The organism is Methylobacterium sp. CM6246 (assembly GCF_054818005.1).
Window position 1 is genome coordinate 3,999,720 of record NZ_JBTXKY010000001.1, and the last position, 22,790, is coordinate 4,022,509.

A 22,790-nucleotide genomic window follows, 5' to 3' on the forward strand; every position below is an offset into this window, starting at 1 on the left:
GCCCGACACCGCCGTCGCACTGTTCCCCGACTGAGACAGTCGATCTCTATCCATGTGCAGTCAATCTCGCCGCGCGGATCGCGTAGCAATTCGCTGCCATAAAAACCGGATGAATACCTTCAGCGCAAGTAGCCGGTTTGCGCCAGGGCGTACTCGACGACCTTGTGAACACTCTCCATAGGGTCGTCGTTTGCAGCGTTGGGCGGGTTTATCCGCGGCATTGCAGCAGCAACTGCGCTCAGGAAGGCGTGGGCTTCCATGGCTTCCTTGTCGTGCTGCTTATCTGCCTCAGGCTGCGGTGGGGGCACGGGCAGCGGCGCAACATGCGCGAGCAATCTCTTCAGCATCCGCGCCGCCTCCACATCAGTCCTGCATCAATCGCACCGCATATCCTCGCACCGCAAGGCTTCGCTGTCATCCGGCGTAACGCCGGGCCTCGGATCCGCCGGGCGCTTTTGAAGGTGCCCTGGGACTGCTCGGTCTCGCCATCGGGGCGCATAGGGGCTGGTCGAGAGGTCGAGGCCGCGACATCCTGGTCACGGTGGACTGGTCAGGCCATCGTGAAGGTCTGCCTGGTCCTTGGCCGCGTCGATTATCGACGTCTCGTTGGGTTCGTTTCGCCAAAAGCTTCCGAAATGACGGCCGATCGCTGAGCCACTGGCGGTGAAGGGCTCACAGCGCAAATTCTGCTCGGTTTGAATCTGTGAAGGAGAGCGGTCGCCATGCGTCCCGTGTCTGCAGCTATGAATTTCAAACTACTAAGATCAGAATGCTTGATTCGCTATAAAACATATTGGTTGAATATGTTTTTGATAATAATCGTCTCGACCTTTAGATCAGAGCGCTGGCGCAAATGCCTGTCGGAATTCTTCAGAACTAATGACGGTGCTAAGTAACTGCTTTTTAGTTATAGCCCCTGTATTCAACTGGTAGGCCCAATGTCGGACGGCGTCATCCTCCGCTTCGCGAGCCAATACAATCCGGTAGAGGTCGCTTACAAATGGCTGGCTGTGTTTGCTGATCTGCTCTGAATCAAATAATCCTGACTGAATATACTCAATGACCGCTAGGGATCTGCCGCGACTCTTTGGTGCGGTCTCGATCACGTCGAAGAGCGCCTTCTTGATCTGGTTAGGCAACTCGATGTGATGTTCTCGTAAGAGGGAGGCGACGGTTCCGACAGCCATGGCTTGATCATCGGCTACCGCTTGACCCTGGCACCGTGCATCCGCGATGCGGTCCGCCAGGGCAATCGCTAGATTGAGCACGTCGCCGAGTTCGGGGCTTCTATCGTACGTACCGGTCATCGCCCTGGCTTCAGTCAGACACCCCTTTATCATAGTCGGATAATGGGATTGTAGTTAACAAAATGTAAATCCGCTTCGTTTGCGAGGAGGGCGATCATGCTGTGGGGGTTCGGACTCCGTTTAAGCGCTCCAACTGACCAGTTCATTGAACTGGCGAATCGCGAACTTGCGACGTGACAACGCTCGACGCTCGTAGCGATCTAGACTTTCAAGCTGTCGGAGGAGGTTCAGAAGGGACTCTGCAGGTGGAACATCTTCCAATTCCCCTTTCCATCCTGGGGCGAGAGGGGTGTTCCGCTGCAGCGTCGTTTTGAATGTCCGGACACGCTGGAGCTGAAACTGCGCATCGGCAACTCCGCGTGCGGCCTCCAGAACGCCTGCAACGAAGTGGTGATGGCCCGCGATCAGCTCAGCGAGACGCTCGATTTCCGCCGATGTCCCAGGGTTTGGGTCTGTCGCCGTAAGGCCGTGCTTGCGGGCATTTTGTCTCGAGCGATCCTTACCCGCCCGTGTGCGTGGGCCGGTGCTGGCTTGAGCGTTTCGGCGATTTGCGAGCTTGGCGGGCTCAGAGGTCATTGCAACGACAATCGTTGGAACGGTGATTCACGAGATATCCGCGCCGTCGGCATCAATAGTGTTTGCTGTGGCTCTGCGCACCTGCTCGCCGAAGCTCGCCCGCTTCCGCTCGATCTCGCGTAAGAGCGCGTCTCGACGGTGGTCGGCCATGGACACAAGACGATCGATGCGCTCGATCGCGGGGAGGCTCAGCAAGAAACCATGTGCATCAACGTCATTGGACGTGATGCCGCGAGCCGAAAACATTGTTTCAACCTCCGCTTTCTCAATCTGTTTGTTCGTTGCCCACCCCGCTGCAAGTGAGCCGGGTGTTTGATCCGTCGCACTATTCCTAAGTATAGGACTTATATTATCGCGAGCCTGTCGAATCAAATTTTCGGCGGCTTCCAGCCGAGCCTGCACCAAAATTTGACGGCGCCAGCGGCGGAGCCGTTTGGCCTCCCAGATCAGGTCGATAACATCCTTGACCCAGATCGCCTCTATCACGTCGACGGGTTTGACCTGCTTGACGATGCTGCGCAGGAGCGCGTCGTACTGGTCTGCGTCCTCTCCGGGCAAAAGCGGACGTTCAGCAAAGAGAAAGTCAAGATGGGCTGGAATTTCCGGCACCATCTCGCCTGAGTAGATTGCATCGCCAGCCGTATTATCAGTTGTTTGACGTCGGGCGGGCCGCTGTCGAATTTTCATCGGATTCACCGTTCCTGCCTCACTCTCCTTATCGGAAGGTGTGGGGCAGAGACAAAGCCGATCCTTCGGTTTCATTGCTGCATCCACCGGGAATGGCATCGGATTGCTCCTGACGACTCTTCCCTGCCCCAACGTTGAACTGGTATCGGCAGAAGCGCGCAGCGGATCCGCGCGAAGGACCACCGTGCCGTCGACCTTCCGCTTGAGGGCGCTCGTTCGCGAGCCAGGTAGCGGCCGAGTGACGACAACGGCGCCAAGATGGCGGATCTTCTGCCGCTTCGCTTCGGCGGCCCGAGCGTGATCATCAAGCGTCTTCTCGCGACCGCAAGCCTCATGCGCGGGGCCCATGTTGTCGATGTCATCCATCCCCCCGAGCTCGAGGGCCCGGATGTGTTCGACGATCCATCGCTCGCGCACGCCGTCGATCCGCCGATCACACAGGATGCAGGTGCCGCCAGTCTTCTCCCAAACCTCGAGCCGGCGGCGCCCCGATAACGATCGACGCTTCGTCGTGCCGACGTCCTCAAGAGCGACGTACGGCATCGTGACGCTCGCCTTGAGGGTTCGGTCGGACTGCGAGCGCTTTGAGCGCCCGGTGGGTTAGCCCCTCCCAATCACACAGGAGTTGCTCATAGCGTTCGATCAGGTCCCTCAACTCTGCGTCGTCCTCACGGGCGACGAGCTTCACTTGAAGGGATAATGACGCCACCGTTGGGCGCGTGTGGTCATCCGCGCGACTGCGCGGTCTCTTCTGAGCCATGGTTTGCCTCGCTGCTGGATTCGGGGACGAGAGGCTGGGTGCGGGTTCGTTGGCCTTGCCAGGTCGAGTTGTCGTGTCAGCCTGCTGCGCGGATCGAGCCGGCCGCCATGTCCCACAGCCCTCTCCGGACTGGCTGAAATCGGGGATGCGCGCATACGTCATCGTTCGCGCTCCGAATGGGGCTCGTGGTGGCAGGTCGAAGGTGGCAGGTGCTTTGGTCGGAGGCCGGTTAGGCTTGCGAGGCGCTTAGGACGCCGGGGAAGCGGGTACGCAGCGTCCGTGTGTGGTCGATGGCCCACGTGTGGCGCTGGCGTAGGTCTGCGGGATCGCCGTCGGCGCGGATGAGGCGGATGCGGTACGCGGCGGCCAGGACGAGGCAGGTCGCGTGATCCTCCCGAGCGTGTGCGAGACGCTGGGTTGGCGAGCGTAGGACGAGGGGGAGTGCATGGTTCATGGCCCCCCTCCCCTCAGTGTGCGGCCATGTGACGGGCGAACTTCGCTGCGCCCCAGGCTGCCTTAAGCGCCACCGACATGGCGTCGACCCAGGAGCAACAGTACCGCGCCTGATGGAGGTGAGCGACCGTGGCTGCAGTCCGCATAATGGCAGACCGGTCGAACTCACCCACGACGACCAGTGGGCGACGGTCGTAGCGGACGGTCAGGTTGATGGAGGCTTTGGCGACGAGCAGGCCAGCCGGAAGCTTGGCGCGTTCGTCACGAAAGCCGATGGCGGCGTTCCAGGAGATACGGCGCTGGAGGGACATAGTACCGGTCCGCGTTGCCAACGTCGTGGTGCGTTGGTACGATGTACCTATCAACAAACCGGTACAGTGTCAACTCGCGTTTGGACAGTACACCAATGAACCCGGCTCAGATGCGGATGGCTCGTGCTGCTTTGGGATGGGGCGTGCGCGATCTGGCAGAGAAGGCAGGGATTACTGCCAACACCGTGACGCGCATTGAGAACGGCGCCGACGCGAAGCAGTCGACTATCGAGGCCATGCGATCCGCCTTCGAGGCGGCGGGGATCGAGTTCATCCCCGAAAACGGTGGCGGGGCCGGGATCCGGTTTCGGGAGCGGAAGGCGCCGTGACGCACTTTGTCGGTGTCAAGCTACCCCTGAAGCGATTGGCGCGAGCCATGCCGCGCGGGTTGAACCGCGCCGGGTTTCCCGGCGGCCCCAACTTTTGCGGGGATGGAGCGATGACGCAGCGAACCCCACCGTATTCCCCTGAGGTCCGTGCCCGCGCGGTGCGGATGGTGCTGGACCACCAAGGCGAGCATGCCTCGCGATGGGCGGCGATCAGCTCGATCGCGGCCAAGATCGGCTGCTCGGGCGAGACGCTCCGGAACTGGATCCGGCAGTCCGAGAGGGATAATGGCCTGCGCGGTGGCCCGAGCGCGGACGAGCGCGAGCGGATCAAGGCGCTGGAGCGCGAGAACCGCGAACTCCGGCAGGCCAACGAGATCCTTCGGAAGGCATCGGCGTATTTTGCGATGGCGGACCTCGACCGCTGTTCGCGAACATGATCGCCTTCATCGACGGCGACGCGGCGCTGAGGGTCGAGATCCAGCGTGTGTTCGAGGCGAACTTCTACGTCTACGGCGTGCGCAAGGTCTGGCAGCAGCTCCGCCGAGACGGGATCGTGGTAGCTCGGTGCACCGTCGCTCCGCTGATGCGGCCGATGGGACTGAAGGACCTCGTGCGGGGCAGACGGTCCGGATGACAATCCCCGATCTGGCAGCTTTGTGCCCGCTTGACCGGGTCAATCGCCAGTTCACGGCACCACGCTCGAACGCACGTTGGGTTGACTGATGCGGGATCGAGGTTAGGTGCAGGGGCCGCCTCATCTCGGGCGAGAGCCCGTTGAACACGCGCTGCCGGCGGCCGTTATAAGCCACATTGAAGCCGAGCAGAGCGCCGAACCCGCGACGATCGCCGCCAGGCCAGTGCGCTAACGAGGTTTCTTGGAACAAACAGTCGACCGTGGAGCTACGGTACATGCCTATGTCGATCAGACCAACGTCAACCCAAAGCCCTTCGACTGAATCCAGTCCGCCGACGTCTTTCTCGGTACCGTCACAAGCTTCTGCAGACGAGCTTCTAAATCAGATCATTATTCGCTGTGGCAAATATGCCATAGCCAAGGTTGTTTGTTCTAGCGTAGGTTGCTATTGAGCGCTTGTCGTCAGAGTGATTTAAGATTCGCTTATGCTAAACGACGATGATGAAGCAAGTCAGATGCCGGTATTCGCGTGTGCTCCTTGAAATTATGACTGTTGCCGAACCAGACTAGCCTGATGCAAACCGTCGACACAATTACTCGCCTGCTTTTCAGTTTGGGCCTCAATGGGGACGCTGCTGTTTCGTTCCGAAACCGTCTTGTCAACGGTAGTCTCGCCATCAATCAGCGTGCCGCACCCGTTAGCCCAACAGTGTATGAACCTGGCGCATTCATTCGTGATCGTTGGAGAGCTGGCTCTGGCGGATGTACTGCAGCCTGCGCGATTGCGCCGAACGGCGACCCTACGCTTCACATCGGTGCGGGATCAGTGTTGCAATCAGTCGAAGGCCGCCACTATCTCCAGGAAGGGGGGAATTTTTGCTTATCCTGGAAGGGCACGGCGATTGGACGATTAGTCGTACCAGGTGAAACCGCAACCTTGACAGCCGGCCCCGTGGTTGTTCCTCGTTTGAAGCCTGGATCGGATGCCCTCGTTGAATTCGGCATTTCTCATGGGGCTGAGCCTGTCTCCCTGCAGTTTGTCCAACTCGAGCCGGGTTCGACGCCTTCTGTGTTCGAACGCCGCGACGACGAGCTGCGCCGATGTCAACGCTACTTCATTCGGTTGACTGATCCGCCCCTGCGCGGGGTCGTGTGCGGGAGCGTAGCAGGCCGCTGTGGAATGCCTTTGCCGGTGCAGATGCGCACAACGCCGACTGTAATTTTGTCCGGTGCATTGCAAATATTTGATGGAGTCGACATAGCAGCTGCAAGTAGCATAATTGCTGATTACAGTACTGCAGATAGCCTGGAAATGGATCTGCAGCTTGATGCTTCATTAGCAATTGGCCGTCCTGCAATTATATTTGCCGCAGAACGAAGTGGTGTTTTGGATGTGAGTGCCGAGCTCGAGTTATTTACAAGATGAATTCTTCGTTATGATTGGCTCTTTAAAAATTCTGCACCAATTGCTGCTGTTCGACAAACTTTTTTAGAGGGTCGATGTGAACGAACGACAAGCACCGGGCAGCTGATGACAGTAATCTGCCGGCGTCCAACTTACGCCCTCAGCTACCAACGCAATTTTTTTGGTTGCTGAACACTGGCTTTGGGGTCAACGGATTATTACCTCGACCAAAAGTTGGACAATAAGTTGTGCCTCGATCCGAGGCGCGCCGTTTGGGGGCTTGCTCTAACTGTTTGGTTGCGGAACGTCGTTGGGATGCGGCGCGTTGGGCGATCAAAGCCTATGCGTGGCGGTTTGCAGGTGCGCGCCGCCGTTCTTCTAGGAGGGCCCGCTGATGCTCGCCATCCATCCCCAAGCCCGCACCACCCCGGCTGTCCGTGCCGAGATCGCCCGCTCGTACGAGCGCTCCGGGGTGCTGGCCAAGCGCTACGGCGTGTCCACCGAGACCATCCGCAAATGGCGCAATCGCGGTCCCGATGCGTGTCAGGACCGCTCGGCTCGACCCCACAAGCTGCCCTGGAAAGCCACCGATGAGGAGCGCGCCATCGTGTGCGCGCTCCGCCGCTCCACCGGCTTTCCTCTGGATGCACTGACCTTCATCGTCAGCCACTTCCTGCCGCACCTGAACCGGGATGCGGTCTACCGCATCCTCAAGGCCCAGGGCCTTAACCGGCTGCCGCCCGCCGAGCAGGCCCGCAAGCCACACGGCACCTTCAAGGACTACGAGGTCGGCTTCATCCATGTCGATGTGAAGCACCTGCCCAAGCTGCAGGATCGCGACCGCGTCTCGCGCAAGCGCTACCTGTACGTCGCCATCGATCGCGCCTCCCGCTACGTGCACCTCGCCGTCAAGGACGACGAGACCACGGCCTCGGCGGTGGCCTTCCTCACGGACGCGCTCGGGGCCTTTCCGTTCAAAGTCACCCACGTGCTCACCGACCGCGGCTCATGCTTCACGGCCGATGCGTTTGAGGCCGCCTGCCAGCGGCACGGTGTGCAGCATCGCAAGACGCGTCCCTACACGCCTAAAACCAACGGCATGGTCGAGCGCTTCAACGGGCGCGTCCATCGCGAGGTGCTGGGGATCACGCTCTACAGCCACGCCGACCTGGAGATCGTGCTGCGCGGCTTCAACGCGGCCTACAACGGCCGCCGGCAGCGCGTGCTCAAGGGGCTCTCGCCCGAGATGGTGCTGCGCCAGCGTGTCGAAGCCGATCCCGCATTGGCCAACCCAACCTACAGACCGCCCAGTTCTACTATCATCAAACGCGCCCTCTGCGTCGTTGCAGATGCCAAGGAGGTCTCGCATCCAGACACACCTCGTGCTCGACAACGCCGTAGTCAATCGCTCAATTTGGTGCATCCTGAAATTGCGCTTATGCAATAGTCAGGCCCCGGCGCCAACGCCAATTCAATCTGCTGATCATCTCGATTAAGTTTATGCACTGGTTGGATTTTAAAAAATAGGCGAATACCTTGCGGCACTGATTTAAAGTGTGATGTTGCCCATGACTATCAATCGGCAGCTTGGGCATAATTTTACCTAGAATGCTATCGTAGGGCGCTTATAGAAAATTGGTTTGTTTTCCATCTCCGGCGGGTAAAAATACACGGATCGTCTGAAGGCCGCTGTCATCAAGGTGGGACATTCGGATCAAAGCCTCTGTGCCATCGGTCATAGGCCAGAGCGCTACAATTGTACCTTCAATGCCCAAGGATTCTAAGCTCAGCTGCTGGCCTACAATCAGACGTTGTCTGTATGCTTTCATTGTCGCAAGCTGCCCTAGTGAATCTAAAATAAGTTAGAGTCTATATACATATCCACGGCGTCTACCACTTGCTCAGATGGTTCGGGATCATGCTACTTTAGACGTAGAGCTTTCATCCCAATTTTGTGTGATCTCTGCCGAAGCTCCGGAGGCGGCGGAAGCGGACACTTGCATTAACGACGAGACTATCAGGGCTGCGGACTGCGCAACTGTACAGTTTTGAGTGGTGACTGCGAGGTCCGGCATGATCGGGGCCTCGTACGGGGCAGATACCCCCGTAAAATCTGTAATCATTCCAGCACGCGCTCTGCTGTACAGACCTTTTGGGTCGCGCGCTTCGCAAAGTGATAACGGGGTATCGATAAAGATCTCTAAAAAAGTAATATCGCCTGCAATAGCCCGGGCGGCCGCTCGTTCTTCACGAAAAGGCGATATGAGTGAAACGATTACTATAAGGCCGGCCTCAGCCATAAGGCGAGCGGTCTCAGCAGCACGTCGGACATTTTCGCCTCGATCAGCTGCACTGAAGCCAAGATCTCGGTTGAGCCCATGGCGAAGATTATCGCCATCTATTACCATTGTGTGGCGGCCATTCTGTATCAGGGCGCGATCGACTGAGTTGGCGATGCTCGACTTGCCTGATCCAGAGAACCCAGTGAGCCAGGCAATCGCTGGACGTTGACCGAGAGCATGCCAGCGTTCTTCATGAGGCAGCATGGTCTGCCAAGTCAGGTTGCGATCAGCTGCGTCTGCGAACGGCCGGGTCATGCGACTTCCAATTGCCCACGGATTGCGAGTGTACACGCATCTGTGATCGTAAGCGTGTCAAAAATACTACATCGCAGGTTGTGGGATTGGGATTGCCCCGTTTCTGTGGACGGTTCAGGGGGCTTGGCTAAGCAGGGTCTCGGGCAACGGGTCCGAGCGGGTTTCATTCTCGTAGACAACGGGCGAGCGGTAGCCGAGCGCCGAGTGCCGGCGCAGCGGATTGTAGAAGCCCTCGATATAGCTGAAGCAAGCCATCCGAGCCTCGGCCTGCGAGCGGAAGCGGCGGCGGGCGAGCGGCTCACATTCGAGGGTCGAGAAGAAGCTTTCGGCCATGGCGTTGTCGTAGGCATCGCCGCCCGAGCCCATCGAGGGGCGTACGCCAGCCTCCCGGCATCGATTGCCGAAGGCCAGCGACGTGTATTGCTTGGGTTCAAGCGGTCGTCGCAACACCATCTTGCTCGGCGGCCAGCACAGGGACTGTCAGGAATTTCGTGTGGAGGCGGCCATAGTGGATCCGAAGGAGGTTCCCGATGGCACGACGCAAAGCACCCCACATCCCTGACGCGATCCTGGATCAGCTCCTGGCCGGGGCCGATCCGAAGACGGCGTTCGAGTCCGACGGCTTACTGGACGCGCTGAAGAAGGCCCTGGCCGAGCGTGCGCTCAACGCCGAGATGGACCACCATCTGGCGGGCGAGGAGGCCGGCAACACGCGCAACGGCTATGGTCGCAAGACGGTCACGACCGAGACCGGCCGGATCGAGCTTGCGATCCCGCGTGACCGACAGGCGACATTCGATCCGCAGCTGATCGCTCGCTATCAGCGCCGCTTTCCCGGCTTCGACGACAAAATCGTGTCGATGTACGCCCGCGGCATGAGCACCCGGGAGATCGTCGGGCACCTGCGCGAGCTCTACGGGATCGAGGTCTCGCCCGACCTGATCAGCGCGGTGACCGACGCGGTGCTGGAGGAGGTCGCCGCCTGGCAGGCCCGGCCGCTGGAGCCGGTCTATCCGATCGTGTTCTTCGACGCCCTGCGGATCAAGGTGCGCGATGAGGGTGTGGTCCGGAACAAGGCGGTCCATATCGCGCTCGGCGTGCGCGCCGACGGATCCAAGGAGATCCTCGGCCTGTGGCTGGAGCAGAACGAAGGCGCCAAGTTCTGGTTGCGGGTCATGAACGAGCTCAGGAACCGCGGCGTCGAGGACGTGCTCCTGGCCGTGGTCGATGGCCTCAAGGGCTTCCCCGACGCGATCCGGGCGGTGTTCCCCGAGGCGCTGGTCCAGACCTGTTGGTGTGGACGGTCTCTCAACGGCATCAGGATGTGCCACGATGAGGTTGTTGAGAACCAGATAAAGGAGACCGTCCGTGGAAAAGCCTATCCGGATTGGGATCGACACGTCTAAGCACGTCTTCCAGCTTCACGGGGTAGACGCCGCCGAGAAGCCGGTGCTTCGCAGGCAGTTGCGGCGAGCGGACATGCTGATGTTCTTCGAGAGGCTGCCGCCGACCAGCGTCGCGCTCGAGGCCTGTGGGGCGTCCCACAACTTGGCACGGCTGCTGACCTCTTATGGCCATGAGGTCAAACTGATCGCGCCGCAATTGGTCAAACCTTATGTGAAGCGCGGAAAGAACGATGCTGCGGATGCGGAGGCCATTTGTGAGGCGATGAGCCGGCCAACGATGAGGTTCGTACCGATAAAGACGCCACAACAGCAGGCAGCGTTGATGCTGATCGGTGTACGCGAACGTCTGATCCAAATGCGAACGCAGGTGGCAAATTCCATCCGCGGCTACGCAGCCGAGTTCGGGCTCATAGCCGCGAAGGGCATCTGCAGGGCCGAACAACTTCTCGACCGGATCGCTCTGGATCGCTCCGTCCCTGCGCTTGCCCGGACGCTGTTCGCAACGCAGGGAAAAATCTATCAGCAATTGGAAGAAGAGATCGCCGAGACCGAAGCGCAACTCGCCCAGTGGCACCGCGCGGACGAACGCGCGCGCCGTTTAGCTGGAATACCAGGTGTCGGCCCGATCGGCGCTTCGCTTCTCACCATGAAGTCGCCCGCTCCCGAGCTGTTCGCATCAGCGCGGCAGTTCGCAGCCTGGATAGGGCTCACACCAAAAGATCACTCGACAGGCGGCAAAACGCGAACCGGGAAGATCACGCGAGCCGGCGACGAGGCCTTAAGAAGCGTGCTCGTCGCAGGCGCTACGGCGCTGTTACGGCATGTTCGCGCCGGACGTAGCAAGCATGCGAGCCCCTGGCTCCTGGATATGCTGAAGCGGAAGCCGCCCAAACTGGTTGCCGTGGCCGTCGCCAACAAAATTGCCCGCATCGCGTGGAAATTGATGGTCTCGGGAGAGCGGTACCACTCGCGCAGCACCAATCAACCCGTGACGGCATAATGTAATGAAATCCGCCCAAAGCTCATAGGACAGGTGCTGCTGGGCTGGAAGCGAACTTGCAAGACCACGGTAGATGGATTTGATCGATCCGGGCTCACGGCAAACCATACGATGCAATGGCACTTAAATGCCGCAGATTTGTTTGGACCCTGAGTAGCGGAAACCATCTTGGCCAGCGATCAATCGCGATCGCACCTCAAAGGCCGGACATATGAAGGCAAGCGATCAGCCCCAATCTGCCTGAATGTCTTGTAAGCGGGAGACCGTCCACATATGCATCGTCCACCTCCTGCGCCACAGCCTCGACTTCGTCTCCTACAAGGACCGCAAGCTCGTGGCGGCGGCGCTGAAGGAGATCTACCGTGCGCTCGATGCCGCCGCCGGCGAGACGGCCTTGGCTGCCTTCGAGGCGAGCGAGTGGGGCCGGAAGTACCCGGCCATCGCTCAGAGTTGGCGACGGGCCTGGGGCGAAGTCATCCCTCTCTCAGCGTTCCCGGGCGAGGTCCGGCGGATCCTGTACACCACGAACGCCATCGAGGCCTTGAACGCCACGCTGCGCCGGGCTGTGCGCGCCCGCGGCCACTTCCCGACCGACGAGGCCGCGCTGAAGCTGCTCTACCTGGTCTTGAACCGCTCCGAGAAGGCGTGAAAGATGGGCCCACGTGAGTGGGTCATGGCCAAGGCGCAGTTCGCCGTCATCTTCGGCGAGCGCTTCACCCGGGCCATGGCGGCCTGATGTTCAACCCGCCGCCCACACACGGAATTTCCGATAGTCCCCCAGCACAGCGTCGAGCGCCTCTGCCTGCGTCTTCCAGTTCAGCGTCTTGCGCGGTCGGCTGTTGAGGGCCGCGGCCACAGCAGCAAGATCGTTCGCGCTGTGGGCGCTCAGATCCGTTCCTTTCGGGAAGTACTGCCGCAGTAATCCGTTCGTGTTCTCGTTCGTCCCCCGCTGCCAGGGTGAGCGCGGATCGCAGAAGTAGACCTGCAGACCCGCGTCAATCCGTAAGCGCACATGCTCGGCCATCTCCGCTCCCTGGTCCCAGGTCAACGAGCGCCGCAGTTGCTCTGGCAAGCCCGCGATCGTGCCGGTGATCGCCTCGCGGACCGCCTCGGCCCCGTGCCCCGCCAGCGCCGGGCCGTTCTTGGCACGCGGTGTCACCCCATGGCCGTCCATCGGCGGAAGATGCAACAGCAGCGTGAAGCGTGTCGTGCGCTCGACCAGGGTCCCGATCGCCGAACTCTTCAGTCCCAGGATCAGATCTCCTTCCCAGTGGCCCGGCACCGCGCGGTCCTCGACCTCGGGCGGACCCTCGCTGATGAGCACGTCGGGGGTGACCAACGACTTGCCTCGGCCCAGGCTGCGGGCCCGCGGCACCCGCAACACCCGTCCTGTGCGAAGGCACGCTATCAACGCACGCTTCAGCGCGCCCCGGCCCTGGACGTAGAGGGCCTGATTGATCGCCTCGTGACTGATGCGCATCGTCGTGTCGCCCGGAAAGTCGAGCCTCAGGCGCTCGGCGATCTGTTGCGGGCTCCAGGATCGACCCCATCGCCGGCTCTGGCGTCGCCCGTGTCGCCGTCCCTTCCAGGCAACGCTCGGTCCAGGCAAGGCGCTCCCGCCCGGTGTTGCGACAGCACCGGCGAGCCGGTCCGGCACGTACGTCCGCAGCACCACGTTCCCCGCCAGCTTTGCTGGCTTTGGCCGGCGTGCCGCGCGTTCAGCGCGCCACTGCGCGGTCGTGGCGCGATAATCCAGGCCGCCACTGCGGGTCGCCGCATGGCGCCGCAACTCTCGCGAGATGGTCGACGCCGCACGTCCCAGACGTCGAGCGACTTCTCGGACCCCGTGACCTTGCGCGTGGAGTATCGCGATTTCCCCCCCCCGCGAACGACATCTGCAGTCTCTTACGCACAAATCATTGTCTAAATTTTCGTCTACGAGGTGAGCGAACACAAATTTCTGACTTAAGAATAAATTAAATATACGTCAAGACCTCGAAGCCTCGCTATCGCAATGTCACTAGGCCAATCACCCAGCGGCTCAAGACAATTTTTGACTTCGAATGAAAAAGATTAAGCCGGCAAAAAAAGAAATTGACTATCTGATTGAACATAGAAAAGCATTCCTCGCAGGCAAACGCTAGAACGTAAATTGATTCGCCCAAAATAACTACCACAATGAATAAAAATAAGGGGTCGCGGCAAAGTTGTGCTACCATTTTACTCAACAAATAGCCCATATGATCGGCGCTTGCTCGGAAAGCCCATGTTGTATAAATTACCTACCAGCCCAGCTCCTTGTAACTTAAAACCTAGAAGTGGTAGAGAAACTCAATGCGATCGCTCCCATCGGGCGGCAAAGGATAAAATATGAATCGGCGCGACTTAATATTGCAGGGTCTCGACATAAAGAACCTTCGCGGCCTAGAACTGGGCCCGCTGTCTAAGCCACTAGTAAGGCGCAGTGATGGCCTTATTTATTATGTAGATCATGCGCCTCTAAATGAATTAAAGACTAAGTACGGCGTCAACCAATATTACGACCTAAATGATTTCGTGAATGTTGACATCGTCTGGAATGGTGGTTCACTGCAAGAAGCTATTGGAAGTGATATAAAAATCGACTATATCGTAGCTTCCCACGTAATAGAACATGTTCCAAATCTAATTGATTGGCTGAGGGAGTTGTCATCGGTTCTAGCGGACGGAGGCGAGATTCGACTCGCGATTCCGGATAAAAGATTCATCTTCGACTATTATAGGCAAGTTACACAGGTAGCAGAAGTTCTTGGCGCCTGGATCCGGAAAGATAAGACTCCAGGACCGAACTCCATAATAGATTACATGATTAACGCGATCAACGCCGATGCCAATAATATATGGAATGGTATTGCACCCAGTGAGCCTGTCGTCGATTCGACTTTATTGCAAGTTGCATTCGAAACAGCAAACAAAGCTTTTGTGGAATCAGCTTACCTTGACGCGCACTGTTGGGTATTTACTCCGAAGTCGTTCGCGGACCTAATGCGACAAATTTCAGGGATTGGAGCGATTTGGCTCAAATGCCAAAATTATATCCCTACAAGGAGGGATAGTATCGAATTTTATGTCAGCCTTGCTATCGGCGACAGCCGGGAAGAAAATGCAAAAAGCTGGGCTAAAGCTCATGACTTGGCACAGCATTGGATGGGCAACGAAACGTTTTGACACGGGTTGCCGCGGACACCAAGACCATGACAGGTCTAACAACATGAGACTGACTTCATGACACACGCGCGTGCAATTCACGACGGCTGGTTGCTCAGGGTGGTACCTACCATGGAATGCCGCTGGGCGAGCTAGTCTGGCTGGTGCGGAACCGTAGATGACGGCACAGCGGACTTGATATCCTCGTTGTTAGCGTCAAAAAATAAATCAAATTGCCAATCGTATGCAAGGCCTGGCAGATAACGAATGACTGATCGATCGGATTATATACTTATTTCTAACGACGCGGTGCATCATTCAGACTTTAAGCCTGGAGGAAGCATAGATTCGATCGATGGAAATGAAATAAAAGGATGGTGTGTGGACCCGGCTGCCGCCGAACGGCCTGTGTCTTTGAATGTAAATATCGCAGATTTTTGCATAGCTGAAATAATCACAGAAGTAGAGAGAGCCGATATAGCTCGCCATTTTGACAGCACTGCATTTTGTGGGTTCTGTTTTAGTTTCCTCCAGCTGGATACGGAACGCGCAAGTTCAGCGCTAGAGAAATTCGAAATTGCGCTAAGCGAAAGACCTGGCGAAACCGCCGATATAAGGGTCCTTGTAAAGGACACTGACTACGAGCTTCCGCGCTGGAACAATGCTGGCTCTACTTTCAGTAACATTAATTTATTGAGTGTTCTAAAATCATCCAGCTCGAACAGATTGATCGAGACTCCTTCCCTTCCAAAGCGCGGCGGTTTCATGCAGAGACCAAGTGCGAAATCGGACGCTTTGGGATATACATCCGAAGAAATAACACATCTATTACAGCGGATTGGTCAGACTAACGAGTATCATTACTTATCAGGTATAGAACGGTATTTTGAGCACGGCGAGTTAGAAGAACCTGAAATCGTAGAAGCTCTTTCACTTGCCATCGGGTCCACAGATGTTAATCTTATTGTCCGATTTGCAAAAGCGGCGGCTGAATCCGGGAAGGTTGATTCAATTCCAATAAATCTGTTGCTCCAAGTTTCAAAACTCCTCTCTAAAAACAGGGGGATTCGGGATATTGAAAGAATGTCACCGGATGTAATAATTGGTTCGATTAACGTATATAAAGACATAACGCGTCGGCAGCAGTTTTTGATTGAAGCTCTGTTATCTCGCCTATCTAAGGCATAAAACGTTAGACGGATGGAGAACAAAATGCATTTCCATGTTTTTACAATAGATTTGCTTCCAGGGAACAAGACTGTCTCAACCGGGGGCGGCTTGCGGAGCAAGCAAATTATAGAAGGACTACGGAAGGCTGGAGCTGACGTTACTTACTCTATGCCAAAGGCCTCGGATTCGGTTAAAAGATTTTGGAGCGTGCTAGATTCATCGGAACGGGAGCTGGCGTTTGATTTTTCTGAAGCCGGCAGATCGCCACTGGATATAGTAAACAGACTCGCGCCCGACGCTGCCGTTTTCCTATGGCCCAAGCTCTTCACGTTTCCGAGGGCACAGAAGAGAAACGTTATAAATATATATGATATAAATGGACTGCAAAATATCGAAGGAGCTTTATTCGAGGCCGCACTAAACAAATCAGTCCCTAACATTAAAAACGCAACTGTCGAGTATCTAAACACTTTAAAGTGCGCCGATATAGTTCTGACGGGATCTTCGCAGCAAGCTGCGTTTTGGTCCGGGCTCTTTGCATTTAACGAAAATTCCTCGCAGGGTCTGGATGCGATAGAGATACCCTTTGTTCCTCCAATCAGAAGTGCAGAATTCACCTACGACGCCGGAAGCCCAACTTTCTATATAAGCGGATCCTTTCTGCCATGGAATTCGCCGGGCCGATGGATTGCCAACATCGCAGAAGTGCTAGAAAACAAAAAGAAGGGAAAGTTAGTTGTTGTTGGAAAAGCAAACGCGCTGCTTCCCCACGGTGAAATACTAAATGCCGAGCTTCGTAAGTTCGCCGAGAGCAATTTTGTAGAAGTGAAAGACTCCATGCACTTGGATGACTTTACAACTATGATTCGAGGGAACGGAGTTGCTATCGATTTGCATGAAAAGACCTTGGAGCGGCAGCTGGCCCTACCCATACGCACATTGGTTTATCTTGCAAACGGAGTGCCGGTAGTAAGCGATAACTACTCCAATATTTCATCGCTGATTGAAAAACACGACGCTGGATGGCGATTCGATCCGTCTGACGTGGCTGCAATACAAGATTTTGTGGCCAGAATTTTGGATAACCCTCTTGGCTCGGGTCTAAGCCAGAAATCGATGAATGGGCCCAAGCTCCTTAAGAACTGTTTTGACTCGACGGCAGGGTTCGAGCGTTTGATTAAGAAGGTCGAAATCCTGCATACGAAAAGCTTAACTACGACACGGACCGCCCGCGAAAAATCTTATTTCAATTCAAGGAAAAGATCGTCGCCAGTTGTACTCGTTCTTACTGACGACCATGAAAATTTTATTTCACTAAGAATCAAGATACCCTTCGATGCTATGTATCGCGCAGGCCATATTGGCGGCTATATAGTTCTTGCAAATGGTAAGATCCATTCTCTGACTGGAGATCGTGACCGATTGGCGACAATCGATGCCATCTGGGTTCAGCGAGGTGCTCTATCATATGTTTCGTTTCTGACCGAGTTCTTCCCAGAACAGTACAATCTTGACTTGGACGATAACTTGTTTATCACGCCGAGTTACCGTACTCCATACGGCCAACCGTGGATAGCAGGCCTTTCTTCTTTGGTAAAAAGCGCTGGAACGATTTCGACCACCACATCGAGGTTGGTCGAGTCATTAAAAAGAACCTTAGGTTTCCAGATAGAGCATAAGATCGTGCTTGCACCGAATCTCACTGATCAATTATTTAGACGTCGGTTTAAAACCAAACCGGAAGCTTTGCTTTTGGCATCTAGCGATAAGCTACCGCTTACCACTTCGCGCGCGCCATTCTTCACTGCGATTAATTCCTTTGCGAAATCGAGGGGACTGCCTGTTTTCTATATTGGAACAGGGGCAAACAACTTTCCTGAATTGGACTGTGATATTTATGAAACTGGGTTTCTAAGTTATTCGGACTATCGTCGGTTTTTGCATAATGAGAATGTATTAGCGGTGGCGCCGCTCGATACCCATGCCGACGCGCTGACTCAAGAGTTTATCAATTGCAAATCCGACATTAAAATGGTAGAGTTTGCGTCTTTTGGCGTTCCGGCTCTTTACTCTGAGGCTGCACCCTATTCGGATTCCCCACTAAATGCTGGCCCGTTGGTAGACTGCAGTGACGCTAAAGCTATTATAGATTGTCTTGACGAAATATATTACGATCCAGATCTTGGGCTACGCTGTGCCTATGAAAGCATCATGGAGCATCGGTTTGCGGATGATGTTGTTGGTCAGTCCTGGGCGTGTGCAATAGATAAGGTCAGATTCGCGGTCGGAATTCCCTTCGAAGCTTTGATGGAGAAATTTGCGATTTCTCGAACAACTGTTCAAGGGGGTTATTCAGTCGTACCTGAATCTGACTTCAATGCGTCTGATTATCAAACTTTGAACCCTGATGTTCCGGCGATTCTGGTCGATCGTGGTATAACGGCTTATCAGCATTATACTCTTTATGGCGCCAAGGAGGGTAGACTTTGGTTTCCGGCAACGTCGAAAACTGAACGCGTCTCTGCGTCCGATATTCGCAATCAACTCCTGTCTGATCTAGATCTTATGACGGCCTTTGAATTACGAGCCAGAGGCATTCTAGATAACTGATTTCCTCCAAGCAGGAGGTCCTTGATCGATGCATTTAAAGTCCATGTGGGCACTTCTCGCACATTGACAGCGTTAATAATTATCCCGTTCCATTCGTGTTCTTCGATCCCTTCTAGCCGGCCACTACTGAGCAAGAGTTGAGATGTCCAGAAAGCTTATGTGTTATCTTCATATCCCAAAGTGTGGCGGAACGACCATGCGGGATTTAGCGGCATCTTATATGGTCAAACCGTCCGAGATTTTTGATTGTTATTGGGCGGTGCCGGGAAAAACAATTGAGGATCTCCTTTGGATGAGCGATAAGGAGCGCAGGCAGATCAAACTAATCTATGGCCATTTTTTCTTTGGGGTCCATAAATTGCTTGACCGTCCTGCGAACTATATGACGGTTTTTCGAGATCCTGTTAGTCGAGTTATCTCTCAATATTGCTTCCAGCATCGTGGCGCAAATGGCGGAATTGAAATTCCGACATCCGCCCTCGATCATTTTAAAGCAATTGTGCGCAGCGGGGATTTTCAGTATAATAACCTTGCTGCTCGCATGATCTCCGGCTTCGGACCTTCCAAGCGAACTGATTCGGAGCTTCTCGAGACCGCTTTGAAAAATATTGATAAGTATTTTTCTTTTGTAGGCGCGCTGGAGGATCCGAAGCTTAACCGAAAGATTGGCCGATCATTTGCAAGGTTCTATAATCTGCCGCCCGGTAATATCGAGCTTGGGAGGAAAAATGTTAATAATTATAAACTTCCCCATCTAGACGACGAATTGATAGACTTGATTGAATCTTCCAATAAGGTCGATCTTCAGCTCTATTTGCGTTACATCGGTACGTCGCGAGAGTCAGAATATCGCGCAAATGACCGTGCAGTTTAAAGGATTGCCTTATAAACGGCATTATTCCGCGCCTCATCAATAATCGAATAATGGCCGATCATCTTTCGACGGCTTTCAGGAGGATTGAGGGACTGTTAGGTAGGTAGGCCAGTTAATAGTTGTCTGAGTTAGATAACTTCTCATGTTTTGTGTCGCGAGAAACATATGCCCGGCTTTCGAGCGAAGGCTGTTTGGGTAGCCGACGGTTTTAAAGCGGGGCGAATTAGATCTGACCAGCGACGAGCGCGCGCGACGGGCAGGGCTTGTGCGCCGCCGCAACGTCGGTCAAACACTGCCCAATGCGCGCGATTTTTGTTGGCGTTTGCCGAATTTGGCACTACGAGTACCGGCACGTAATTACCCACCCTCGTGAAAGCATGGTTCAGGCGCCGACGGTCGTGAGGATGGTGCTGAACGGGCTGCGCCCTGCGAGGCGGGCGGTATCGACGACGGTGCGGATGGCGGCTTCGCCCTCGGCGGCCCACATCGCGCGGTAGCCGTTGGTGACCTTCCGCTGGACCACGAACGGACGCAGCAGCCTCTCTGAACCGTTGTTGGTCGGCTCGACCGCGCCGGGCTGGGCGAGGAACACCAGGAGCTGATGGCGAGCCCGGCCGATCTTGGCCTGAAGGTCGCGGGTCAGATCACAGCGGCTTGGCGTGGCCAGGATGACGCCGAGTTGGCGATCCAGGCTTCGGCGTTTGGCGGCTCGCGTCGAGGCGGCCAGATCGGTGACGTGCCCGGCCAGGGCGAACACGGAGGCCAGCCAGAGCTGCAAACGCCAGGGTACGGGATCATCGCTGGTCTCGGCGACGTAGGCGACGTCGCGGGCGAGATGGGCAAGGCAGTGATCCTCCCCTGGTTGCACGGACACCTCTGATACGCTCCTTGCGGGCGGGGAAGGTGTTTGATGGCGAAGACGAGACGCGAGTTCACACCCGAGTTCAAACGCGATGCGGTGGCCCTGCTGGAAAGCAGCGGCCGGCCACAGATGCAGATCGCGGCCGAACTCGGGATCCTACCCTCCATGCTGAGGCAGTGGCGCACGGGGCTGATGGGTGGCTCCCCACTGCCGCGGGCAGCAGGTTCACCGGGAGCCGCATCCGCGAGCCCGGTGGCTTCCCCCTCCGACCAAGCGGCCAAGATCGCCCGTCTGCGGCGTGAACTCGACCGGACGCGCATGGAGCGCGACGTCCTAAAAACGTATGGCCCGCCCCGTCTGCAAGGTCGTCGATGAAGGTGCCTGTGACCGGTCTGCACAAACGTATCCGGCATGTCGGCATGGTGGCCGCCGCCAAGATGGAGAGCCGCACGTCCCGGGCCTCATAAGCAATTCGGCCTCGGGGGCCGCTTTTTTTGCCAGGCTTCCGGAACGCCGCTCGACCGTCAGGCCATCTTCACTGTCCTCCCGCAGACCTCGTGGACCTGCGCCGAGCGATCGTGCTCCGCCTCAGGTCAACCTCTTTTGATGCCCTATGCGAGGGCCGGCTCCGGCCGCCGCTCGAAGCTCACTCCTTTGCGCAGCGTCGCCCAGGCGATCCGCGCGAGCTTGGCGGCGAGCGCGACGACCACGACGTTGTAGTGCGCCCGCGCCAGCAGACCGCGCAGCCATCGGCCGGTCGCATCCTCGACCTTGGACAGCGAGGCTAGCGCTGCGCGCGCCCCATGGATGAAGAGCCCACGCAGATAGGCGTTGCCCCTCTTGCTGATGCCGAGCAGCTTCGGCTTGCCACCGGTCGTATGCTGTCGGGGCACGAGGCCAAGCCAAGCCGGCAGGTCGCGCGCGGACGCGAAGGCGCTTCCGTCGTCGATGGCCGCGCGCAAGGCCGTGGCCGTCATCGGCCCGACGCCCGGGATCGACACCAGGCGATGTGCCGCCTCGTCGGCGCGGGCATGCGCCGCGAACTCTCGGTCGAGCGCTTCGATACGGCCGTCGAGGCTCGCCCACTCCTCACGGATCTCGGCGACGAGAGCTTGGATACGCGCGCCAATCTGCGCCTGGGGATCCGTCACGAGAATGCCGACCGCCGTCTCGAACTTGCGGCGGCCTTGCGGGAAAACGAGACCGCGCTCCAGCAGGATCGCGCGGAGCTGGTTCATGAGCATGGTGCGCATGCCGACCAGCCGAGACCGGACCCGGTGCAGGCTCTGCATGTCGAGTTGCTCCTGCGCCTTGAGGGGCACGAAGCGCATCGTCGGACGTGTGGCGGCCTCGGCGATCGCTTCGGCATCGCGGTCGTCGTTCTTCTGCGCCTTGACGTAGGGGCGGACATACTCGGGCGACATCAGTCGGATGGTATGTCCCTGCGCGGCCAGCAGCCGCCCGAGGTGATGGGCGCCACAGCAGGCCTCCATCGCGACGACACAAGCGGACAGCTTGGCCGTGAGGCCGACGATCGTCTCACGCCGTGCGCGACGACGCAGAACCACCGTACCGGCTGGGTCGAAGCCAACCAGGCTACAGCTGTTTTTGCCGAGATCGATACCCAGCACGGCGACCGAACTCTTTGCCATTCCCGATCCCTCCATTTCTCCAAGGCAGCAGCATGCCACCAACGGTTCGGTGAGGGGCGGGCCATCCCATAAGCGATCGGCATCTTCGCGGAGATGCCCAAGTGACGTTCGCCTTCATCGAGCAGCATGCGAACACCTGGCCGGTGCGTCTCATGTGCCGCCTGCTCGAAGTCTCCCCCAGCGGCTACTACGATTGGCGATCACGCTCCGAGAGCGCCCAGGCGACGTCCAACCATCAACTCCTCGACGACGTCCGGCGTATCCACACCGGGCATCACAGGCGCTACGGCTCGCCTCGGATCCATGCTGCCCTGCGCGCAGAGGGCCGAACGGCCAGTCGCGGGCGGGTGGAGCGTCTGATGCGCCGTCATGGCATCCGGGCACTGGCAGGACGTCGATTCCGGCCCTGCACGACCGACAGCCGCCACGATCTGCCGATCGCACCCACCCTCGTGAAGCAACAGTTCTCGGCGGCGTTGCCCAACACGGTTTGGCTGGCAGATATCACCTATCTGCCCACCGGAGAGGGCTGGCTCTACCTGGCCGCCGTCCTCGATCTCGCCACTCGCAAGATCGTCGGCTGGTCCATGCGCGAGCACATGCGGACCGAATTGACGTCGGCGGCCCTGATGATGGCCACCCAACGGCAACGACCGCGGGCTGGCCTCATCTGCCACTCGGATCGCGGCAGCCAATACGCCGCCGAGGCCTATCGAAAGCAGCTCATCGGCATGAAGGCGACGCCCTCCATGAGCCGGACGGGCTGCTGTTACGACAACACTCCCGTGGAAAGCTTCTTCCATACCCTCAAGGTCGAGCTCGTCCACCAACGACGATGGGCGACCCGGGACGAGGCTCGACGCGACTTGTTCGCCTCCATCGAGGGCTACTACAATCGGCATCGCATCCACTCGGCACTGGGCTACATCACCCCCAAGCAGGCCGAACGGAACGCGAGCTAAACCCCTGTC

Annotated in this window: 16 protein-coding genes and 8 pseudogenes; 14 read left to right on the plus strand and 10 right to left on the minus strand. The window is 57.3% G+C overall.

All coding sequences use genetic code 11. The features are described 5' to 3' along the window. Nucleotides 1-119: 119 nt before the first annotated feature. The 5 genes from ACYQPG_RS19490 to ACYQPG_RS19510 all read right to left on the minus strand — a co-directional run bounded on the left by ACYQPG_RS19490 (nucleotide 120) and on the right by ACYQPG_RS19510 (nucleotide 4,094). Nucleotides 120-347, minus strand: a complete 228-nt coding sequence (locus ACYQPG_RS19490; protein ID WP_461231513.1) for a hypothetical protein — start codon at nucleotides 345-347, stop codon at nucleotides 120-122. Nucleotides 348-836: 489 nt separating this feature from the next. After that, on the minus strand, nucleotides 837-1,307 hold the full coding sequence (locus tag ACYQPG_RS19495) for a DUF4214 domain-containing protein (protein WP_461231514.1): 471 nt from the start codon (nucleotides 1,305-1,307) through the stop codon (nucleotides 837-839). Nucleotides 1,308-1,910: 603 nt separating this feature from the next. Further along, nucleotides 1,911-3,113 carry an HNH endonuclease signature motif containing protein gene (locus tag ACYQPG_RS19500; RefSeq protein ID WP_461231515.1) on the minus strand — a complete coding sequence of 401 codons (1,203 nt, stop codon included), beginning with the start codon at nucleotides 3,111-3,113 and terminating at the stop codon, nucleotides 1,911-1,913. Between the two features lie 446 nt (nucleotides 3,114-3,559). Then, entirely contained in the window at nucleotides 3,560-3,784 is a 225-nt protein-coding gene (locus tag ACYQPG_RS19505) for a hypothetical protein (protein ID WP_461231516.1), read from the minus strand. Nucleotides 3,785-3,797: 13 nt separating this feature from the next. After that, on the minus strand, nucleotides 3,798-4,094 hold the full coding sequence (locus ACYQPG_RS19510) for a hypothetical protein (protein WP_461231517.1): 297 nt from the start codon (nucleotides 4,092-4,094) through the stop codon (nucleotides 3,798-3,800). A 95-nt stretch (nucleotides 4,095-4,189) separates the two neighbouring features. Between ACYQPG_RS19510 and ACYQPG_RS19515 the strand changes: the two genes are divergently transcribed. The 4 genes and pseudogenes from ACYQPG_RS19515 (at nucleotide 4,190) to ACYQPG_RS19530 (ending at nucleotide 7,909) form a co-directional block, all read left to right on the plus strand. Then, nucleotides 4,190-4,423, plus strand: coding sequence for a helix-turn-helix domain-containing protein (locus ACYQPG_RS19515; protein ID WP_461231518.1), 234 nt, complete (start codon nucleotides 4,190-4,192; stop codon nucleotides 4,421-4,423). A 110-nt stretch (nucleotides 4,424-4,533) separates the two neighbouring features. Then, nucleotides 4,534-5,140 (plus strand): annotated as a pseudogene (locus tag ACYQPG_RS19520) (IS3 family transposase); the annotation flags it as partial. Between the two features lie 491 nt (nucleotides 5,141-5,631). After that, the gene (locus tag ACYQPG_RS19525) at nucleotides 5,632-6,483 is read left to right on the plus strand and encodes a hypothetical protein (RefSeq protein WP_461231519.1); all 852 of its coding nucleotides are present in this window, start codon (nucleotides 5,632-5,634) and stop codon (nucleotides 6,481-6,483) included. A gap of 373 nt (nucleotides 6,484-6,856) precedes the next feature. Continuing rightward, nucleotides 6,857-7,909 carry an IS481 family transposase gene (locus ACYQPG_RS19530; RefSeq protein ID WP_461231520.1) on the plus strand — a complete coding sequence of 351 codons (1,053 nt, stop codon included), beginning with the start codon at nucleotides 6,857-6,859 and terminating at the stop codon, nucleotides 7,907-7,909. 469 nt (nucleotides 7,910-8,378) lie between these two features. Here the strand turns inward: ACYQPG_RS19530 and cysC are convergent, their stop codons facing one another. After that, the gene (gene cysC / locus ACYQPG_RS19535) at nucleotides 8,379-9,059 is read right to left on the minus strand and encodes an adenylyl-sulfate kinase (protein WP_461231521.1); all 681 of its coding nucleotides are present in this window, start codon (nucleotides 9,057-9,059) and stop codon (nucleotides 8,379-8,381) included. 114 nt (nucleotides 9,060-9,173) lie between these two features. Next, nucleotides 9,174-9,482: pseudogene (locus tag ACYQPG_RS19540) on the minus strand (transposase); the annotation flags it as partial. A 107-nt stretch (nucleotides 9,483-9,589) separates the two neighbouring features. Between ACYQPG_RS19540 and ACYQPG_RS19545 the strand changes: the two are divergent. The 3 genes and pseudogenes from ACYQPG_RS19545 to ACYQPG_RS19555 form a co-directional block, all read left to right on the plus strand. Beyond that, nucleotides 9,590-10,465 carry an IS256 family transposase gene (locus tag ACYQPG_RS19545; RefSeq protein WP_461231522.1) on the plus strand — a complete coding sequence of 292 codons (876 nt, stop codon included), beginning with the start codon at nucleotides 9,590-9,592 and terminating at the stop codon, nucleotides 10,463-10,465. Beyond that, entirely contained in the window at nucleotides 10,428-11,465 is a 1,038-nt protein-coding gene (locus tag ACYQPG_RS19550) for an IS110 family RNA-guided transposase (RefSeq protein WP_461231523.1), read from the plus strand. The genes ACYQPG_RS19545 and ACYQPG_RS19550 overlap by 38 nt, the downstream gene beginning before the upstream one ends. A gap of 265 nt (nucleotides 11,466-11,730) precedes the next feature. Further along, nucleotides 11,731-12,201, plus strand: a pseudogene (locus tag ACYQPG_RS19555) (transposase); the annotation flags it as partial. Between the two features lie 3 nt (nucleotides 12,202-12,204). Here the strand turns inward: ACYQPG_RS19555 and ACYQPG_RS19560 are convergent. Further along, nucleotides 12,205-13,341, minus strand: a pseudogene (locus ACYQPG_RS19560) (IS30 family transposase); the annotation flags it as partial. Between the two features lie 494 nt (nucleotides 13,342-13,835). On the opposite strand from ACYQPG_RS19560, the gene ACYQPG_RS19565 reads away from it, so the two are divergent. The 5 genes and pseudogenes from ACYQPG_RS19565 to ACYQPG_RS19585 form a co-directional block, all read left to right on the plus strand. Next, a complete protein-coding gene (locus tag ACYQPG_RS19565; protein ID WP_461231524.1) occupies nucleotides 13,836-14,672 on the plus strand; it encodes a methyltransferase domain-containing protein in 837 nt (278 codons plus the stop codon). 246 nt (nucleotides 14,673-14,918) lie between these two features. Continuing rightward, nucleotides 14,919-15,839 (plus strand): hypothetical protein, encoded by a 921-nt coding sequence (locus ACYQPG_RS19570; RefSeq protein WP_461231525.1) that lies wholly within the window; start codon nucleotides 14,919-14,921, stop codon nucleotides 15,837-15,839. Between the two features lie 24 nt (nucleotides 15,840-15,863). Next, entirely contained in the window at nucleotides 15,864-18,431 is a 2,568-nt protein-coding gene (locus tag ACYQPG_RS19575; protein WP_461231526.1) for a glycosyltransferase family protein, read from the plus strand. A 196-nt stretch (nucleotides 18,432-18,627) separates the two neighbouring features. Beyond that, nucleotides 18,628-19,305, plus strand: coding sequence for a hypothetical protein (locus ACYQPG_RS19580; RefSeq protein ID WP_461231527.1), 678 nt, complete (start codon nucleotides 18,628-18,630; stop codon nucleotides 19,303-19,305). A 229-nt stretch (nucleotides 19,306-19,534) separates the two neighbouring features. After that, nucleotides 19,535-19,656, plus strand: a pseudogene (locus ACYQPG_RS19585) (IS630 family transposase); the annotation flags it as partial. A 31-nt stretch (nucleotides 19,657-19,687) separates the two neighbouring features. On the opposite strand, the pseudogene ACYQPG_RS19590 reads toward ACYQPG_RS19585, so the two are convergent. After that, nucleotides 19,688-20,152, minus strand: a pseudogene (locus tag ACYQPG_RS19590) (IS66 family transposase); the annotation flags it as partial. A 63-nt stretch (nucleotides 20,153-20,215) separates the two neighbouring features. Between ACYQPG_RS19590 and ACYQPG_RS19595 the strand changes: the two are divergent. Further along, nucleotides 20,216-20,506: pseudogene (locus ACYQPG_RS19595) on the plus strand (transposase); the annotation flags it as partial. Between the two features lie 272 nt (nucleotides 20,507-20,778). On the opposite strand, the gene ACYQPG_RS19600 reads toward ACYQPG_RS19595, so the two are convergent. After that, nucleotides 20,779-21,798 (minus strand): IS110 family RNA-guided transposase, encoded by a 1,020-nt coding sequence (locus ACYQPG_RS19600; RefSeq protein ID WP_461232482.1) that lies wholly within the window; start codon nucleotides 21,796-21,798, stop codon nucleotides 20,779-20,781. Between the two features lie 92 nt (nucleotides 21,799-21,890). On the opposite strand from ACYQPG_RS19600, the pseudogene ACYQPG_RS19605 reads away from it, so the two are divergent. Further along, a pseudogene (locus ACYQPG_RS19605) lies at nucleotides 21,891-22,781 on the plus strand (IS3 family transposase); the annotation flags it as partial. Between the last annotated feature and the right edge of the window lie 9 nt (nucleotides 22,782-22,790).

Coding starts and splice junctions, on each gene's coding strand:
- ACYQPG_RS19490 (WP_461231513.1), bottom strand. CDS start 347: ATGCTGAAGAGATTGCTCGCGCATGTTGCGCCGCTGCCCGTGCCCCCA.
- ACYQPG_RS19495 (WP_461231514.1), bottom strand. CDS start 1,307: ATGACCGGTACGTACGATAGAAGCCCCGAACTCGGCGACGTGCTCAAT.
- ACYQPG_RS19500 (WP_461231515.1), bottom strand. CDS start 3,113: ATGCCGTACGTCGCTCTTGAGGACGTCGGCACGACGAAGCGTCGATCG.
- ACYQPG_RS19505 (WP_461231516.1), bottom strand. CDS start 3,784: ATGAACCATGCACTCCCCCTCGTCCTACGCTCGCCAACCCAGCGTCTC.
- ACYQPG_RS19510 (WP_461231517.1), bottom strand. CDS start 4,094: ATGTCCCTCCAGCGCCGTATCTCCTGGAACGCCGCCATCGGCTTTCGT.
- ACYQPG_RS19515 (WP_461231518.1), top strand. CDS start 4,190: ATGAACCCGGCTCAGATGCGGATGGCTCGTGCTGCTTTGGGATGGGGC.
- ACYQPG_RS19525 (WP_461231519.1), top strand. CDS start 5,632: ATGCAAACCGTCGACACAATTACTCGCCTGCTTTTCAGTTTGGGCCTC.
- ACYQPG_RS19530 (WP_461231520.1), top strand. CDS start 6,857: ATGCTCGCCATCCATCCCCAAGCCCGCACCACCCCGGCTGTCCGTGCC.
- cysC (WP_461231521.1), bottom strand. CDS start 9,059: ATGACCCGGCCGTTCGCAGACGCAGCTGATCGCAACCTGACTTGGCAG.
- ACYQPG_RS19545 (WP_461231522.1), top strand. CDS start 9,590: ATGGCACGACGCAAAGCACCCCACATCCCTGACGCGATCCTGGATCAG.
- ACYQPG_RS19565 (WP_461231524.1), top strand. CDS start 13,836: ATGAATCGGCGCGACTTAATATTGCAGGGTCTCGACATAAAGAACCTT.
- ACYQPG_RS19570 (WP_461231525.1), top strand. CDS start 14,919: ATGACTGATCGATCGGATTATATACTTATTTCTAACGACGCGGTGCAT.
- ACYQPG_RS19575 (WP_461231526.1), top strand. CDS start 15,864: ATGCATTTCCATGTTTTTACAATAGATTTGCTTCCAGGGAACAAGACT.
- ACYQPG_RS19580 (WP_461231527.1), top strand. CDS start 18,628: ATGCGGGATTTAGCGGCATCTTATATGGTCAAACCGTCCGAGATTTTT.